Raw genomic sequence first — 17,704 nt, forward strand, 5'->3', positions numbered from 1 at the left:
TCGAATGCCACTGAGGAGATTTTGGCCGGGATTTATGCCCAGGTGTTGGGTCTGGATCAGGTCAGTGTCGATGACTCGTTTTTTGATCTTGGTGGTAATTCGTTGTCGGCGATGCGGGTGGTCGCGGCGGTCAATAGAGCATTCGACACCCGGATTCCGGTGAGCAGTATGTTCACCTCCCCGTCAGTCGAAAGCCTCAGCCGCCAACTCGGAACACGCGCCGACGCTGCGGTCGCGCCTGTCGAGTTGCTGCACGACGGCGTCGGCACTCCTCTGATCTGCATTCATGACGGTTTCGGATTCAGCTGGTCCTATCGAACGCTGGCAAACTATCTGGACTGCCCGATCGTCGGAATCAACCAGATCGAGTCAGATGACGAAGGTGAACCGGACTCCGTCCACAGCATGGCCGTGCGGTACGCGGACAGAATCCAAGCCGCATACCCGGACGGCCCTTACAAGCTCTTGGGCTGGTCGGTAGGTGCCGTCATCGCTCATGAGGTCGCCATCGAGCTTCAACGGCGCCGGTGTGTGGTGGACCGCCTGGTGCTTCTCGACCCCGCCAGCACGGTCGTGAAACCGCTTCTGACGCGACGTTCGTCGCACGATCGACGGATACTCGATGAGCTGATGTCGAACAGCGGCATAAGAATGTCGGCCCACTCCAAGGACATCGTCAGCCGGCGCGTGGCCGACCTGGTCGGTAACGATGAGAATGCCGGTCTCGACGCTCCGCTTCCATTGGAAGAACTGGTGAATCAAATGGCGCGGAACATCGAGGCCAACCGTCGACGCCTTCGGGGGTACCGGGCGGGCATATTCAACGGCGATATCGTCTTGTTCGTCGCAGGTCAGCGCGTAGCGACCGATACCAGATGGCCCACATCGAGTTCCAGGATGGCGGTTAAGACTCAGGTCCGCCGCTGGCGTCGCAATGTCACCGGCGCCATTGCCGCGTATCCGGTCAAGTGCACCCACTATGCGATGTTGGCTGCTGACGCGCTGAAGCACTACGGCGAGGACCTCAAGCGTTCACTCGGCTGAATTCTCGGTGAGCCCGCATCAGGCGAGCTGGTCAAGACCCACGACCGGATCGTTGTCGAGCACACCTCCGCCCGCCTGCTCACCTACAAGCAGGCGGGCGCCGGCCGATCGGGTGTTCACCTGTGATTGCGAACATACGGCCGGCCGTTAGAGCAAGCCCAGCCCGGTGACCACGGCGAAGGTTCCGATCATTCCGAACAGGCCCACGATGAGAGGGCGGAAATGGGCACGGGTCCAGTCATGGAGTTGTTGCATCATCTGCTGAGTCCTCGTGGGCGAGATGACGTGACAGACCAGAATGAGTTCGATGACGAGCAGTGTGCCGAGAAGATAGACGATTCCAGCCGTGAACTGGGTCCCGAGCCCGACACCCGCGGCAAAGATCGTGGTTATCACGATGAACATGCCGTCGGCCGGTGGGCCCGTACCCAATCCCATCAACAGGGCGACCCACAACGAATCGCCTTCCCAAATCCTGCGGATTCGGTTCAACAATCGCCGGAACAACGGATCCTTGCCGCCTTGCCCGGCGGTTTCGGTTCTGGGCAAGGTGGACACCACCACAGGCGTTTCGGCGCCCGGATCGGCAGGTACGTCTCGGCTGAGCCGGGTGGCCCTGTTGTTGCGTTTGGCTTTGACAGATGAGCCAAAGCGCTTCTGCCACAGTGGCCGCAGGGCAACCCAGAGCGCGATGGCCAACGCGAGGACGCCCAACCCCACCTGTACGTGCCGCATGACGGGATTCGAGTTCGACCCCGTCAAACTCTCCGCGGTGTAGTTCAGCACCATCAGCGATCCCACCACTGGCGGAATACCGACGATGAGGCAACCGATCCAGTAGACGAACAGGTTCCGCATGGGGCGCGGGCGAGAAACCATGAGGAGGACGATGCCGACGCGCACCGGGTTGAAGGCCGTCATCAACGATGACAGGACGACTATGCCCCACATGAGCGAAAGCCTGTCCTGGGATCCGGCAAGTAACAACCGCGTACGGCGTGTGGGGTGACCGGCAAACGTGCCATCAGGCGGCCTTCGCCGGCAACAACTCGTCACACAGCATCCCGGCCAGATCGCGTACCGTCGCCGTCATGTCCTTGGGGCTGATCCGCACACCCGTCTCAGCCTCGATTCGGGTCCGCAACTCCAGCGCACCAAGCGAATCCATGCCGTATTCGGCAAGTGGACGGTCGGGATCGACGCTGCGACGCAGGATCAGGTTGACCTGATCGGCGATCAACCTGCGCAACCTCACCGGCCACTCTTCGACAGGTAACTCATCCAACTCGGCGCGGAGTTTTGCTGTGCCCGAGCCATTTTGGCTGGTCGAACGGAATGCCTCGGCGAAGGGGCTGTGCGCGGCGAACGCAGTCAGCCAGGGCGCGCCGGTGATCGGTGCGTATCCGGTGTAGGCACGGTCGTAACGCAACAGCGCCTCGAAGGCGTAGGCGCCCTCGTCCGGGGCGATCTCCACACCGGTTTCCTCGGACAGCGCGACGCCGCGCCCGATCTGGCCCCAGGCGCCCCAGGCGATCGCTGTGGCGGGAAGGCCCTGGGCATGCCGCCACAGGGTGAAGGCGTCCAGCCAGCTGTTGGCCGCGGCGTATGCGCCCTGGCCGGGCGAACCCACGAGGGCGGCCGCCGAGGAGAACGAGCAGAACCAGTCCAGCGGCTGCTCGATGGTGGCCGTGTGTAAATTCCAGGCGCCCTCGACCTTTGGCGCCCAATCGTGCTCCAAGAGTTCGTCGGTGATGTTCGGCAACGTGGCGTCCTCGATCACCGCCGCCGCATGCAGGACACCCCGGACCGGAAGCCCGGTGGCGGTCGCGGTGGCAACCAGGCGGCGGGCGGTTGCCGGTTCGACGATGTCACCGGGCTCCACGACCACATCCGCGCCGAACGCACGCAATCGATTGACGGTCGACAGCGCCTCGGGGGTGGGTTCGGAACGCGAGGTCAGCACGATCCGGCCGCATCCGCCCGCGGCCATCTTCTCGGCGAGGAACAATCCGAGACCACCCAGGCCGCCGGTGATGATGTAGGCGCCATCGCCGCGGAACACGGTAACCTGCGCCGGCGGCACCACGACACGACCTTTGCCGCTGTGCGGTATGTCCAGGACCAGCTTGCCGGTGTGGTGCGCCCCGCTCATCACGCGTATTGCATTGGCTGCGTCGGCCAGTGGGTACCGTGTGCACGCCGGCACCGGCAGCGCGCCCTCCGCGGTGAGCCGATACACCGTGCTCAACAGGTTCTGGACCCGTTCGGGGTGGCTCACCGACATCAGGGCCAGGTCCACGGCGTAGAACGACAGATTGCGTCGGAACGGGAACAGACCCATCTTGGTGTCGCCGTAGATGTCGCGCTTGCCGATCTCCACGAAGCGCCCGCCATATGCGAGCAACTCCAGGCCGGCCCGCTGGGCGGCACCCGTGACCGAGTTCAGCACGATGTCGACGCCGTAGCCGTCGGTGTCGAGGCGGATCTGATCGGCGAACTCGGTGCTGCGCGAATCGTAAACGTGCTCGATACCCATGTCGCGCAATGTTTGTCGGCGCTGTTCACTGCCGGCGGTTGCGAAGATCTCCGCGCCGGCGGCACGTGCGATGGCGATGGCCGCCTGGCCCACCCCGCCGGTGCCCGAGTGGATGAGCACCTTGTCACCAGCCTGGATGCGGGCCATGTCGTTGAGCCCGTACCACGCGGTGGCGGTCGCGACGGTCAGTGCGGCGGCGTGCGCGTCGTCGAGGTCGTCGGGCAGCGGTGCGGCCAGCTTGGCCTCGGCGGTGATGTAGGTGCCCCAGCAGCCGTTCGCGCACAGGCCGCCGACGCGGTCGCCGACCTTGTGGTCGGTCACGTCGGGGCCGACCGCGGCGACGACGCCGGCGAAATCGATACCAAGCTGCGGCAGCCGACCGTCGAAGGCGGGGTAGCGGCCGAACGCGACCAACACGTCGGCAAAGTTGATGCTCGAGGCGTTGACCTTGACCTCGATCTGCCCTGGCCCCGGCGTAATCCGTTCGCATGCATCCAGTTCGAGCGATTCGAGGTCGCCGGGCGTCCGGATCTGCAGACGCATACCCGCCTGGTCGAAATCGGCGTCGACGACGCGTCGCTCCTCCGGGAGCAGCGGAGTGGGAGACAGCCGCGCGACATACCATTGCCCGTTGCGCCAGGCAGTCTCGTCCTCTTCGGAGCCGCCGAGCAGTTGTTGTGCCAATCGGTCGGCCTCGGTGGCTTCGTCGATGTCGATCTGGGTGGCACGCAGGTGCGGATGTTCGATACCGACCACGCGCATCAGACCGCGCAGCCCCGCCTGCTCCAGGTTGGGCTGGTCGCCGGGAAGCACCGCCTCGGCGTCGTGGGTGATGATGTACAGGCGGGGCGGTTCACCGGAAATCTCGGGCAGCTTGCGGGTGATTTGCACCACCCGCTGCACGTATTCGCGGCCCAGCGAAGGTGACTCGTCCGGCGAGTGCCCGTTGCGCGGTCCGGTGACAACCACGAGGCCGCTGAATCTGCCGGTACGCAGGTGGCTTTCGACCTCCTCGGTGATCGGCCCGACCTCGCCCCGCTGCGGCCAGGACATCGTGGCACAGTGCGCGCCACGGGCTTTGAGCGATTCGGTCAAGGCGGTGGCCGTTGCCTCGGCGGTGGGTGTGGTGCTGATCAGCAGCCAGCTACCGCCCTCGGCGTATTCGGCCTCGGCCAGATCGCGGGGCCGCCATTGAATGGTGAGCAGCCGCTCTGCCAGAACTCGCTCCTGCTGACCGGCCTCCGAGACACCGGTGCCCAACTGCAGGCCTGTCACGGTCAACAGAACGGCCCCATGGTCGTCGAGCAGGTCGATGTCGGCTTCGACACCGGCGGCGTCGACCTTCGTCACTCGCGTGAGGCAGTAGTGCACATTGCGCGCCGCGCCGTAGGAGCGCAGTGCGCCGATGCCCAACGGCAGGCCCAGCATCCCTTCGCCGAGGGCCCGGACCTTCGGATGGGCTTCTACGGACTGGAAGCAGGCATCGAGAAGTGCCGGATGAACCCGGTAGGCATCCTGCTGTGAACGGATCTGGCGGGGAAGGGCAACCTCGGCGACCACGGTGTCGCATGCGTCACCGGTGTGCACGACGCCGAGCCCGGAGAAGGCCGGACCGTACTGCATGCCGCGCTGATCCATCCGCGCGCGGATGTCGTGGCCCTCCTCGCTGCCGGGATGCTCAGCCAGGAGTGCGGTGATGTCATAGGCCGGCGGCCGCGCCGCCTGCGCGGTATGCAGCGTCGCCACGGCATGTCGCACCGGTTCACCCTCCTGGGCGGACTCCACCGTGAAGCCCGCTCCGGCCGACATCAGCTCGGCAGAAGCGCCGATCGTGGTCTGCTCGTCCAACAGCAGCGCGTTCTCGAAGCGAATGTCTCGGACTTCGACGGCCTCACCCAACATGGTGTGCGCGGCAGCCAGCGCCATCTCGCAATAGGCCGCGCCGGGGAGCACAGCCACATTCCGTACCTGATGATCGCCCAGCCAGGGGTGGACGGCGGTACCGACCTGCCCCTGCCACACATGGCGTTCCGGCTCCTCATGCAACCGGACATGCTCGCCCAGCAACGGATGGACCACCACACTGCAGGCGCCTCGGGTCGACGAATCCTGCCCGCTGCCGCTGAGCCAGTGCGGCGAATGCGTCCACGTGGGCAGTGGAGCGTCGATCAGCTCGCCCTGCGGGTAGAGGACGGAGAAGTCGACCGAAGCGCCGGTGCTGTGTGTGTCGGCCACGAAGTTGCGCAGCCCGTGCGGTAGCGGTTGCTCACGGCGCATGCCGGCAACAGCGGCCAGCGGCACGTCGACGCTGCGGGCGGTCTGCTCTAGCGCGCGCACCAGCAGCGGATGCGGCGAGAGCTCGGCGAAGACCCGGTGACCGTCCTCCAGAGCGGCCTGGACCGCCGTGGCGAACCGCACCATGCGTCGGCAGTTGTCCGTCCAGTAGCGCGCGTCGAAGGCGGGCAGCTCATGTGGGTCGAACGAGGTGGCCGAGTAGAACGGAATCGTCGGAGTCATGGGCTGAAGGTCTTTGAGCGAGTCCTTCAGCTCGGGGAGAATCGGATCCACTTGAGGCGAATGGAACGCGACGTCGGTCGGGACCTCGCGAGCCAGCACACCCCGTTCCTCCCAGGCGGCCACCAGATCGCGTACCGTCGCGGCGGCCCCCGCGACGACCGTGGACTCCGGTGAGGCCACGACTGCTACCACGACATCCTTGATCCCACGCGCCATGAGCTCGGAAAGCACCTGTTGGGCAGGCAATTCCACCGATGCGGTGGCGCCGGTGCCTGCGACTTTGGACATCAACCGAGAACGCCGGCACACCACGCGTGCGCCGTCTTCCAGCGACAGCGCACCCGCGACGACGGCTGCTGCCGCTTCACCGAGGGAGTGGCCGATCACGGCGGCCGGTCGGACACCATACGACTGCAATGTGGCGGCCATCGCGACCTGCATGGTGAACAGCGTCGGTTGCACCTGTTCTTGTCCGGTCACCGTCTGCGCCCCGGTCATCGCCTCGGTTACCGAGAAGCCCGACTCCTCGGCGATCACCGACTCGGCTTGTGCGACAGTGGCGGCGAACACCGGTTCGGTCTCCAACAGTTGGGTGCCCATGCCCGCCCACTGCGAGCCCTGTCCGGAGAACACCCACACCGGGCCGCTCTCGTCGCGGCCGACTGCCGGCTGATAGGGCGTGTCGCCCTCGGCCACTTCACGCAGTGCGTCGAGCAGCTCTGACATGTTGCTCGCGATGACGGCCGTGCGTACTGGACGGTGGGCGCGCCGACGTGCCAGCGTGTATCCCAGATCTCGCAGGGTTACGTCTTCGCGGGTGCTCAACCAGTTCGCCAGTCGTCCTGCGGTGCGGCGCAGTTCGTCGGCCGACGTGGACGACAGTGGAAACAGCAACGGCGCCGGGGATTCGGATCCGCCTTCCTGCGCCGCGGTCGCAGTGTGGCGCGGGGCCTGCTCCAGAACGGCGTGCACGTTGGTTCCCGACACACCGTACGAGGACACCGCCGCCCGTCGGGGCGCGTTGCCGTTGGTCGGCCAGTCGATGTTCTCTTGGGGCACAAACAGTTTGGTGTCGATCTCGGCCATCTGCTCGGGCAGCCGCTCGAAGTGCAGATTCTGCGGAACGACGCCGGCCTGAAGCGCCAGTACCGCCTTGACCAGCCCGATGGCGCCTGAGGCCGACTGGGTGTGTCCGAAGTTGGTCTTCGACGACACCAGCGCGCATGGACCGCCACGGCCGTAAACCTCGGCGAGGCTGGCATATTCGATGGGATCGCCGGTCGGAGTGCCGGTTCCGTGCGCCTCGACCATGCCAACGCTGTCGGGGTCGACCCCGGCGGCAGTCAACGCGTCGCGATAGGCGGCGACCTGAGCGCGGTGCGACGGCGTCGCAATGTTCACGGTGCGGCCGTCTTGGTTCGAGGCGGTCCCGCGGATGACGGCGAGTATCCGGTCGCCGTCTCGTTGCGCGTCTTCGAACCGTTTGAGCATCACGACCGCGCAACCCTCGCCTGCGACGAACCCGTCCGCCGAGGCGTCGAAGGCATGGCAACGTCCGGTCGGTGACAACATGCCCTCGGCGGACCCCGCTGCCCACTTGCGTGGATCCAGGGCGACCGTGACGCCGCCGGCGAGGGCGCGATCGGATTCACGTTCGTGCAGACTGCGGCACGCCAGGTGCACGGCGGTCAAGCCCGAAGAACACGCGGTGTCCACCGTGAGTGCGGGGCCGTGCAGCCCCAGTGCGTAGGCGATCCGCCCAGACGCCAAGCTGAAGCTGTTGGCAATGAATCCATACGGCTTCTCCACGGCACCGGCGTCGGCCGCGAGTAGCTGATAGTCGTTGTGGGTCAATCCCATGAAGACGCCGGTCGCCGAACCGGCCAACGCCTCGCGGGTCAGACCGGCATGTTCCATCGCCTCCCAGGAGGTCTCCAGGAGCAGTCGGTGCTGCGGGTCGCTCAGGGTGGCTTCACGCTCGCCCATCCCGAAGAACTCCGCGTCGAAACCCGCGACATCGTCGAGGAACGCACCCCACTTCGAAACCGACCGGCCGGGCACTCCCGGCTCGGGATCGTAGTAGTCGCCTGCGTCCCAGCGGTCAGCCGGAATCTCCGTGACGAGGTCGTCGCCGCGAACCAGCGCTTCCCACAGGCGCTCTGGGGAGTCGATATCGCCCGGAAGTCGACACGCCATGCCAATCACAGCAATCGGAGTAACCACCTGCGTACCGTCGAATGGTGCGGAAACGGTCGATTCCGACTCCGACAGAAAACGATTGGTGCTCCCGATTGTCGTCATATTCCCCTCCCGATTGGTGCGGTCGTGAAACCGCAGGCATGCTGGACATCCTGCGCCATGTGGCCCCCCATCAAGATCATTGGCAAGCAGCGCAAGAGGCGTTGCAGGAAACGTTAATTGTGCACGAGTAAGTTGTCTCAAGTTCCGTGTAATCCACTTCGCGCAACAGCGCGATGTGAATTTATTCGTGTTTGCCTACCGCTCGAGTCGCTGACTTCCGGTGTCCTCGGGGCTTGGCCACTGCATCTCCAGATATACAGGGCGCCTACGGGTACCGCCTACCAAGGTGAGTCGACGCGTGCCACGCACTCTGGTGAACACTGAGTGCAGATGTTGCCACTTTTCATTGGTCCGGGCGTCGATTCTGTTCGTGTAGAGTCCGTACACTTCGATCTTGATTGGTCATCGCGACGGTTGCCAACACCTGCGTAAATATGTATCGCAACTCTCTGACGTCACGAACGGTTGGGTATTATTCCGGCCCGTCTGCTTTTGGAAACCTCGGATCGAACGGGACGACATGACTGCACACGTCGAGCAACTGGAGTTTCAGGCGGAGGCACGCCAACTGCTGGATTTGATGGTCCATTCGGTGTACTCCAACAAGGACTCTTTTCTTCGTGAGCTGATCTCGAACGCCTCCGATGCACTCGACAAGCTCCGGCTCGAAGCGTTGAGAAACAAAGATCTGGATTCCGACATCTCGGACCTCCACATCGAGATCGCGGCAGACGCGGACGCCCGCACGCTGGTCGTTCGTGACAACGGCATCGGCATGACCCGGGACGAGGTCATCGACTTGATCGGCACTCTGGCCAAATCGGGCACCGCCGAGGTGCGTCGTCAACTGCGCGAAGCCAAGAACGCCGCGGCCTCGGAGGAACTGATCGGCCAGTTCGGCATCGGTTTCTATTCGACTTTCATGGTGGCCGATACCGTCGAGTTGCTGACACGCAAGGCGGGTGAAACCTCCGCCACCCGTTGGGCATCGAACGGCGATGGCACCTACACCGTGGAAACGGTTGCCGATGCACCGCAGGGAACGTCGATCACGTTGCACCTCAAGCCAGAAGACGCCGAGGATGAGCTCCACGACTACACCTCGGAGTGGAAGATCCGGGAGCTGGTCAAGAAGTACTCGGATTTCATCGCCTGGCCGATCCGCATGCAGGTCGAGCGCCGGACCCCGCCCGCCCAAGACGGTGATGTCGAAGGCGTCACGGTCGAGACACAGACGCTCAACTCGATGAAGGCTCTGTGGGCCCGACCGAAAGCCGAAGTCTCAGAAGAGGAATACCGGGAGTTCTACAAGCACGTCGCGCATGCGTGGGACGACCCGCTCGAGGTCATCGCGATGCAGGCCGAGGGCGCCATCGAATATCAGGCGCTGCTGTTCATCCCGCAGCGCGCGCCGTTCGACCTGTTCAGTCGAGACGTCGGCGCGGGCGTTCAGCTGTACGTCAAGCGCGTTTTCGTCATGGCCGAATGTGACCAACTCCTGCCGCGTTACCTGCGATTCGTCAAGGGTGTCGTCGACGCGCAGGACATGTCGCTCAACGTCTCACGCGAGATCCTGCAGCAAGACCGGCAAGTCGCCGCGATCCGGCGCCGCCTCACCAAGAAGGTGCTGTCGACGATCAAGCACCTGCAATCCGAGCGGCCGGACGACTACCGCACGTTGTGGACGCAGTTCGGGGCGGTGCTCAAGGAAGGCTTGTTGTCGGATCCCGACAATCAGGAAACCCTGCTGCAGATCGCATCGTTCGCCTCGACGCATGGTGACGAGGAAGCAACGACGCTGACGGAGTACGTCGGGCGAATGAAGGAAGGGCAGGAACAGATCTTCTACGCCACCGGACCGTCGCGTGACCTCCTGCTGAAGTCGCCGCACCTCGAGGCGTTCAACGCCAAAGGATACGAAGTGCTGCTCCTGACCGATCCGGTTGACGAGATCTGGGTGGGCTCGGTGCCCGAGTTCGATGGCAAACAGCTGCAATCGGTCGCCAAAGGCGAGGTGGACCTCGGCTCCGATGACGACAAGGCGGCGCGCGGACAGGAACGCGAGGAGCAGGAACGCGATCTCGCGGACTTGTTGGCCTGGCTCAAGGAGGCGTTGGCAGAACAGGTCAAGGACGTGCGATTGTCCACCCGCCTGACCGATTCACCGGCATGCCTCATCACCGACGACTTCGAGATCACTCCGGCTCTCGCACGCATGTATCGGGCCTCGGGGCAGACCGTCCCGATCGGGAAACGGATCCTGGAGCTCAACCCGAAACACCCACTGATCCAGCGACTGCAGCAAGCGCTGGAAAACCGTACAGACGACGATTCGTCCCTCGACGAAACTGCGGAGTTGCTGTACGGGACCGCACTTCTCGCTGAAGGTGATGTACCCGAAGACCCCACCCGATTCGCCGGCCTGATCGCGGATCGTCTGGTCCGGACGGTCCAGGGCAACTCGCTGTGACCTCGCCCCGGTGCCGCCGACTGCCCACAACTCCAGTTCGTAAGGCGCACAGCAAAGCTGGTAACGAACGTGTGGAAGTCGGTGATCGGCAGCTTGACGATTTCCCGGAGGACAACGGCGACCGCACGGTACCGTGATGCTCGTGAGCGACACCTCTGTGCTGTCCGTTCTGCGCGAGCGTGCCAGCCTGCAGCCCAATGACACGGCATTCACTTTTATTGACTACGAAAGAGATTGGAACGGCGACGCCGTCGAATCCCTGACGTGGATGCAGCTGTTCAGACGCACAGTCAACCTGGCACGGCACCTGGAAGGCCTCGGCTCGGTGGGCGATCGGGCGGTGATCCTGGCACCCCAGGGACTGGAGTACATCGTCGCGTTCCTGGGTTCGATGCAGGCCGGCATGCTCGCGGTGCCGCTGTCGGTACCGTTGGGCGGGGTCAGCGACGAGCGGGTCGCGTCGGTGATGAGCGACGCTCTGCCCTCGGTTGTTCTCACCACGTCGACAGCCGCCCAAACACTCACCGAGTACGTGCGGCCGCACCCGGACGGGTCGACACCCACGGTCGTCGAGGTCGACCTGCTCGATCTCGATGGACCGCTCGGGTCCGGCGGAGCCGACGAGATCCCAGACCTCGCCTATCTGCAGTACACGTCCGGTTCCACCCGTTCACCCGCCGGTGTGATGATGTCGCACCGCAATATCATCACCAATTTCGAGCAGTGGGCGGCGGGCTTCTTCGCGGACAACGGAAACGTTCCACCGCCGGGTGCCACGGTGGTGTCGTGGCTGCCGTTCTACCACGACATGGGCCTCTACCTGGGGATATGTGCGCCGATACTGTTGGGCATCCCCGCCGTGTTGATGAGCCCGGTCGCGTTCCTGCAGCGGCCGGCACGCTGGATGCAATTGACCGCCAGTCACCCCAAGGCGTATACGGCAGGACCGAACTTCGCGTTCGAGCTCGCGGTACGCAAGACTTCCGACGACGACATGACCGGGCTCGACCTCGGCGATGTCCTCGTCGTCGCCACCGGTAGCGAGCGGGTGCATCCGGCAACACTGCAGCGCTTCACCCAGCGCTTCTCCGCGTTCAATCTGAGGGAGTCGGTGATCCGACCGTCCTACGGTCTCGCCGAAGCAACGATCTACGTGGCGACGAGCACCGTGGGTCATCCACCGTCCATCGTGCGCTTCGATTCCACGAAGCTGACCATGGGTACGGCGGAACCGGCTGAGGGCAAGGCCGGTACGGCACTGGTGAGCTACGGCGTGCCCACCGCGCCGACGGTCCGTATCGTCGATCCCGACACGGGCATCCAGTGCCCGGCGGGAACCGTCGGCGAGATATGGGTTTACGGCGAGAACGTCGCTGCCGGTTACTGGAACAAACCGGATCAGACCGAAAAGACGTTCGGCGCGAAGATTGTCGAACCCTCCGACGGAACGCCCGAAGGGCCGTGGCTGCGGACCGGGGACTCCGGCTTCTTGTTCGATGACGAGTTGTTCATCATCGGCCGCATCAAGGACCTGCTGATCGTCTACGGGCGTAACCACTCACCGGATGACATCGAAGCGACCATTCAAGAGATCACCCACGGACGCTGTGCGGCGATTGCGATTCCGGACCGCGGCACCGAACAACTGGTGGTCATCGTGGAAGCCAGGAAACGCGGCGAGAGCCACCAGGAGATAGCGGACAAGCTCACCGTCGTGAAACGCGAAGTCACCTCGGCGATTTCGAGCTCGCACGGTCTGAGTGTCGCGGATCTGGTACTGGTGTCGCAGGGTTCGATTCCGATCACCACGAGTGGCAAGGTCAGGCGATCGGCGTGCGTCGAGAAGTACCGGGAAGGTGAGTTCGCCCGCTTGGACGCTTAGTATCGGCTGTTTCCCGATGTGTGATGTCTGTCGCCAGATACCCTGAGCGCGTGGAGGATACGGCAATTCTTGAGTTGGCTTATGAAGATCAGGGAAGCGGAGACCCGGTACTGTTCATCGCCGGCCAAGGCGGTGTAGGCCGTACGTGGGCGTTGCATCAGGTACCCGCATTTCGGTCCGTCGGTTATCGAGTCATCACGTTCGACAACAGAGGGGTCGGCGCGACGGCGCACTGCGACGGTTTCACCACCGAGACCATGGTGGCCGACACCGCTGAACTGATCGAGCGCGTGGTGGGCGCGCCGGTACGGATCGTTGCCGTCTCGATGGGATCGTTCATCGCGCAAGAGTTGATGCTGGCCCGGCCCGAACTGGTGACCCAGGCTGCGCTGCTGGCCACGAGGGGGCGCCACGATCGCACCCGCGAGTTCTTTCGCCGGGCCGAAGAGGACCTGGTTCGTTCCGAGGTGCGACTCCCGCCCACGTATGAGGCGAAACTCCGTCTGCTGGAGAACTTTTCACCGAAGACCCTGAATGACGACCGACTGTCCGGCGATTGGATCGACACGTTCACCATGTGGCCGACAAAGTCGACCCCGGGGATGCGCGCGCAGTACGACGTCGCCCCGCAGGGCGACCGTCTGCCGGCCTACCGGTCGATCGAAACCCCGGTACTGGTCATCGGATTCGCCGACGACCTCGTCATGCCCCCACATCTCGGCGCGGAGGTGGCAGCGGCACTACCCAACGGGCAGTACCGCGAAATCGCCGACGCCGGACATCTCGGTTTCCTGGAGCGGCCGGAAGCGGTGAACTCGGCGATCCTCGATTTCTTCGGCCGGTCTGCGGGCTGATACGGCACGTTTGGACGGCATCAAGCCGGACTCGGCTTCGACCCGCGCAACTGGGCGGTGAGGGAGTCGGCGCAGGCCACGACACCCCGTGCGCGCTGGGTGATCTCGGTATCGGTGAGAGCCCGGCCGATATGCAGTGACACCACCATCACCTGGCGGTGGTGGTGGTCGTAAACCGGTGCAGAGATGACGCTTACGTCATGGCGCCCGCGGGTCTGCGCCTCGCTTCGGAGGTAGACGCGTTCGCCGATGTCGGAGATCAACTCCCGCAGCAGAACCTGCAGCTCGTCGGGCAGCGTGCTCGACATACCTGCCATCAGGCCGTACAGGCGCTGACCCGCCGGCGTCAGTCGCTCGACCAGATAGCCGGCAGTGCGGCACTCGGCCACCACCTGGGCCAGACGTTCGGATTCGGTGCGCAACGGCACCGTCGGCGCTTTGGCCAGCCAGGACCGCAGGGCCGCCTCGTCCCACAGCACGAACATCAGGCCGACGGGCGGCGCGAACGGGTAACTCTGCCCGATGCGCACGCCGACGTCACTGCCCGGCGGGCCGACCAGCTCGAGCACCGTGATCCGGTCGTCGACCACCGCCGATATGGCAGCGGTGGTGTCGAACGCCGCGGATATCCTGCGCAGCTCGGCCCGGCCCGCGGGATTCACCCGCATCGACTCCTGAGCGACATGGCCGAGCGAAATCAGTGCCGGACCAAGGCGATACGACTTGTCTCTGCCATTCTCGCCGGCCTCGCGCACCAGGTATCCGCTATCGGTCAGCGTCGTGAGAATGCCCAAGCAGGTCGGCTTGCTCAGGCCCACCCGGCGCGCGAGTTCGGACAGGCCGAACCGGTCGTGCGGGTGGCGCGCGAGGAAGTCGAGGATCGCGACGACGCGTGCGGTGGGTGGGGACGCACGTCCGGCCGGGTCGGCAGCCGCCATCGCATCGGATTGACTCAAATTAGAACCCGTTCTAGTGTCAGTTTTCGGAAACTCTACCACGTTGGTCCAATATTGGACCGAACGGGATTGGAAGCCGATGTATTCACAGCCGTTGACCGACGCCATCGCCGAAGCCGAGCGCCTGGTGGCCGAGGCACCGTTCATCGAGTCCGAGGCAGACCTGCTGGAGGGGCTGCAGTACCTTGCCGGCTGTATCGCGGCGTGCACGCATGTGGCGTTCGACTACGACCGCGACCATCCGTTCTTGCACAGCGGCACCGGCCCGTTCACCAAGATGGCGCTGGACAACCCCGACACCCTGTACTTCGGCACCCGCGTGCAACCGGGCCACGAGTACGTGGTCACCGGCACACGGGGCACCACCACCGATGTGAGCTTCCAACTGCTCGGGGGCGAGTACACCGACGAGGTGGTGCCCGACAGCGAGACGGCGTTCGACGACCGCAAGCTCGACATCGCGGCCGACGGCACTTTCGAGTGGCGGTTCACGCCGGAAGTCCCGTCGCAGCTCGTCATCCGCGAGGTCTACAACGACTGGTCCGCCCGACGCGGCACGTTCGCGATCGCCCGCACCGACACCGCGGGTACTGCCCCTGCGCCGTTGACCCGGGAACTGATCGAAAAGCGGTATGCCGTCGCGGGAAAGCAACTGGTACAGCGGGTCAAGACCTGGCTGCAGTTCCCGCAGTGGTTCTACAACAACCTGCCCGTCAACACCATGGTGTCGCCGCGCCTGACCCCGGGCGGCCTGGCCACGCAGTACTCGTCCGTCGGCCACTTCGACCTCAAACCCGACCAGGCCATGATCATCACGCTGCCGGTCACCGACGCGCCATATCTCGGCTTCCAACTCGGCAGCCTCTGGTACATCTCGCTGGACTACATCAACCACCAGACGTCGCTGAATGGTACTCAGGCACAAGCGGATCCGGACGGCAAAATCCGCATCGTGGTATCCGACGCGAATCCCGGCGTGACGAACTGGTGTGAAACCCTCGGCCACTCCAAGGGCTACCTGCAGTTCCGGTGGCAACGGCTGTCTCGGGAACTGACCGAGGCCGACGGGCCGACGGTCGAGGTCGTCGGCATCGATCAGGTCGCTGCGAAGTTGCCGTACTACGAATCCAACAAGATCTCCGAACAAGACTGGCGCGCACGAATCGCGCTGCGCCAGAAGCAGATCTCCGACAGGATGGTGGGCTAGACATGACCGGTATGCTCCAGGGCAAAGTTGTGGTGATCAGCGGCGTAGGCCCGGCCCTCGGCACCACGCTCGCGCGCCGATGCGCCGCGGCGGGCGCGGATCTGGTCCTGGCCGCCCGCACTGTCGAACGCCTGGAAGAAGTCGCGAAGCAGGTGACCGATCTCGGCCGTCGCGCGATCACGGTGGGCACCGACATCACCGACGAGGCTCAGGTCGGCAACCTCGTCGAGGAGTCGCTCAAGGCGTACGGCAAGGTGGATGTGTTGATCAACAACGCCTTTCGGGTGCCGTCCATGAAACCTTTGGCCAACACCACGTTCGACCACATGCGCGACGCGATCGAGCTGACGGTCTTCGGTGCGCTGCGCCTGATCCAGGGTTTCACCCCGGCGCTCGCCGAGGCCAACGGCGCGGTGGTGAACGTGAATTCGATGGTCGTGCGGCACTCGCAGGCCAAGTACGGTGCGTACAAGATGGCGAAGTCGGCCCTGCTGGCCATGTCACAGTCGCTGGCGACGGAGTTGGGTGAGCAGGGCATCCGGGTGAATTCCGTTCTCCCCGGCTATATCTGGGGTGGCACGTTGGAAAGCTACTTCAACCATCAGGCCGGCAAGTACGGCACCACGGTCGAGGAGATCTACAAGGCGACCGCTGCCGCGTCGGACCTCAAGCGGCTCCCGACCGAGGACGAGGTGGCATCGGCCATCCTGTTCATGGCCAGCGATCTGGCGAGTGGCATCACCGGCCAGGCGCTCGACGTCAACTGCGGGGAGTACAAAGCATGAGTACAGCGCGAACTGATGTGGGCACCGTCGAGGACCTCCACGCCTCGGCGACGAAAGCCTGCGGTCTCGACGATTTCGGTACCGACGACGACAACTACCGTGAGGCGCTCGGCGTGCTGCTCGAGTCGTATCAGCGCGACGCCGACCTCACCGAACTCGGCAGCAAGATGCAGCGGTTCTTCGTGCGTAATGCGCTGGTGGCGCGGTTGGTGTCCGAGGCGGCGTGGAAGCAGTATCCGCAGCATGCCGAGGTCACGATCGAAAAGCCGATCTTCGTAACGGGTTTGCCCCGCACCGGAACGACCGTGCTGCATCGGCTGCTGACCGCCGATCCACAGCACCAGGGCCTGGAGATGTGGCTGGCCGAGTTCCCGCAACCGCGCCCACCTCGGGAGACCTGGGCATCGAATCCGGTGTATCAACAGCTCGATGCGCAGTTCTCGCGGCACCACGACGAGAACCCCGACTACACCGGCCTGCACTTCATGACCGCCGACGAGGTCGAGGAATGCTGGCAGCTGCTACGCCAATCCCTGCACTCGGTCTCCTATGAAACTCTGGCGCATCTGCCCACCTACGCCCGTTGGCTGGCCCGGCAGAACTGGACCAAGCCATATCAGCGTCACCGTCGCAACCTGCAGCTGATCGGGCTCAACGACCCCGGCAAACGGTGGATCCTGAAAAACCCCAGCCACCTGTTCGCGCTCGACGCGGTGTTCGCGACCTACCCCGATGCCCTGGTGATCCAATGCCACCGACCGGCCGAGACGATCATGGCGTCGATGTGCTCACTGTCCCAGCACACCACCGCCGGCTGGTCGAACAGCTTCGTGGGCGCCCAGATCGGTGCGGATGCGCTCGACACCTGGTCGCGCGGATTGGAACTGTTCAATACTGAACGTGCCAAGCATGATCCGGCGCAGTTCCTCGATGTCGACTACTCGGAGTTCATCGCCGATCCGGTGGGCACCGTCGAGAACGTGTACCGGCACTTCGGGTTGCCCTATACCGACGCGGCTCGCGCAGCTGTCGAAGACGTGAACGCCGCCAGCAAGAAGGGCCCCCGCGCGCCGAAACACACGTACTCACTCGCCGACTACGGCTTGACCGCCGAGGCGGTGAAGGAGCGGTTCGCCGGTCTCTGACCGCTTT

10 protein-coding genes are annotated in these 17,704 nt (G+C 64.4%); 7 read left to right on the forward strand and 3 right to left on the reverse strand.

All coding sequences use genetic code 11. The features are described 5' to 3' along the window. Positions 1 to 1,044 (forward strand): thioesterase domain-containing protein (locus AWC31_RS01915; RefSeq protein ID WP_085142257.1); only part of this gene is annotated, 1,044 nt, incomplete at its 5' end. 147 nt (positions 1,045 to 1,191) lie between these two features. On the opposite strand, the gene AWC31_RS01920 is transcribed toward AWC31_RS01915, so the two are convergent. Together AWC31_RS01920 and pks2 are read right to left on the reverse strand one after the other, a co-directional pair. After that, on the reverse strand, positions 1,192 to 1,995 hold the full coding sequence (locus AWC31_RS01920) for a GAP family protein (protein ID WP_085142259.1): 804 nt from the start codon (positions 1,993 to 1,995) through the stop codon (positions 1,192 to 1,194). Positions 1,996 to 2,068: 73 nt separating this feature from the next. Next, positions 2,069 to 8,398 carry a sulfolipid-1 biosynthesis phthioceranic/hydroxyphthioceranic acid synthase gene (gene pks2, locus AWC31_RS01925; RefSeq protein WP_085142260.1) on the reverse strand — a complete coding sequence of 2,110 codons (6,330 nt, stop codon included), beginning with the start codon at positions 8,396 to 8,398 and terminating at the stop codon, positions 2,069 to 2,071. Positions 8,399 to 8,918: 520 nt separating this feature from the next. On the opposite strand from pks2, the gene htpG reads away from it, so the two are divergent. The 3 genes from htpG (at position 8,919) to AWC31_RS01940 (ending at position 13,604) form a co-directional block, all read left to right on the forward strand. Next, on the forward strand, positions 8,919 to 10,868 hold the full coding sequence (htpG, locus tag AWC31_RS01930; protein WP_085142262.1) for a molecular chaperone HtpG: 1,950 nt from the start codon (positions 8,919 to 8,921) through the stop codon (positions 10,866 to 10,868). Positions 10,869 to 11,004: 136 nt separating this feature from the next. Further along, on the forward strand, positions 11,005 to 12,750 hold the full coding sequence (locus tag AWC31_RS01935; RefSeq protein ID WP_165765881.1) for an AMP-binding protein: 1,746 nt from the start codon (positions 11,005 to 11,007) through the stop codon (positions 12,748 to 12,750). A 50-nt stretch (positions 12,751 to 12,800) separates the two neighbouring features. Further along, positions 12,801 to 13,604: an alpha/beta fold hydrolase gene (locus AWC31_RS01940; RefSeq protein ID WP_234816683.1), complete on the forward strand. Its 804-nt coding sequence runs from the start codon at positions 12,801 to 12,803 to the stop codon at positions 13,602 to 13,604. A gap of 20 nt (positions 13,605 to 13,624) precedes the next feature. Here the strand turns inward: AWC31_RS01940 and AWC31_RS01945 are convergent, their stop codons facing one another. Then, entirely contained in the window at positions 13,625 to 14,542 is a 918-nt protein-coding gene (locus AWC31_RS01945; RefSeq protein WP_085142266.1) for an IclR family transcriptional regulator, read from the reverse strand. Positions 14,543 to 14,639: 97 nt separating this feature from the next. On the opposite strand from AWC31_RS01945, the gene AWC31_RS01950 reads away from it, so the two are divergent. From AWC31_RS01950 to AWC31_RS01960, 3 genes are read left to right on the forward strand one after another with little or no spacing between them, the layout of a single operon-like run. Beyond that, complete coding sequence (locus tag AWC31_RS01950) at positions 14,640 to 15,767, forward strand: hypothetical protein (protein WP_085142268.1); 1,128 nt, start codon at positions 14,640 to 14,642, stop codon at positions 15,765 to 15,767. A gap of 2 nt (positions 15,768 to 15,769) precedes the next feature. Next, on the forward strand, positions 15,770 to 16,552 hold the full coding sequence (locus AWC31_RS01955; RefSeq protein ID WP_085142270.1) for an SDR family oxidoreductase: 783 nt from the start codon (positions 15,770 to 15,772) through the stop codon (positions 16,550 to 16,552). Then, on the forward strand, positions 16,549 to 17,697 hold the full coding sequence (locus AWC31_RS01960; RefSeq protein ID WP_085142272.1) for a sulfotransferase family protein: 1,149 nt from the start codon (positions 16,549 to 16,551) through the stop codon (positions 17,695 to 17,697). The genes AWC31_RS01955 and AWC31_RS01960 overlap by 4 nt, the downstream gene beginning before the upstream one ends. Positions 17,698 to 17,704: the final 7 nt, after the last annotated feature.

The organism is Mycolicibacterium wolinskyi, assembly GCF_002101965.1.
In the GTDB taxonomy this organism is placed as follows: Bacteria; Actinomycetota; Actinomycetes; order Mycobacteriales; family Mycobacteriaceae; genus Mycobacterium; species Mycobacterium wolinskyi.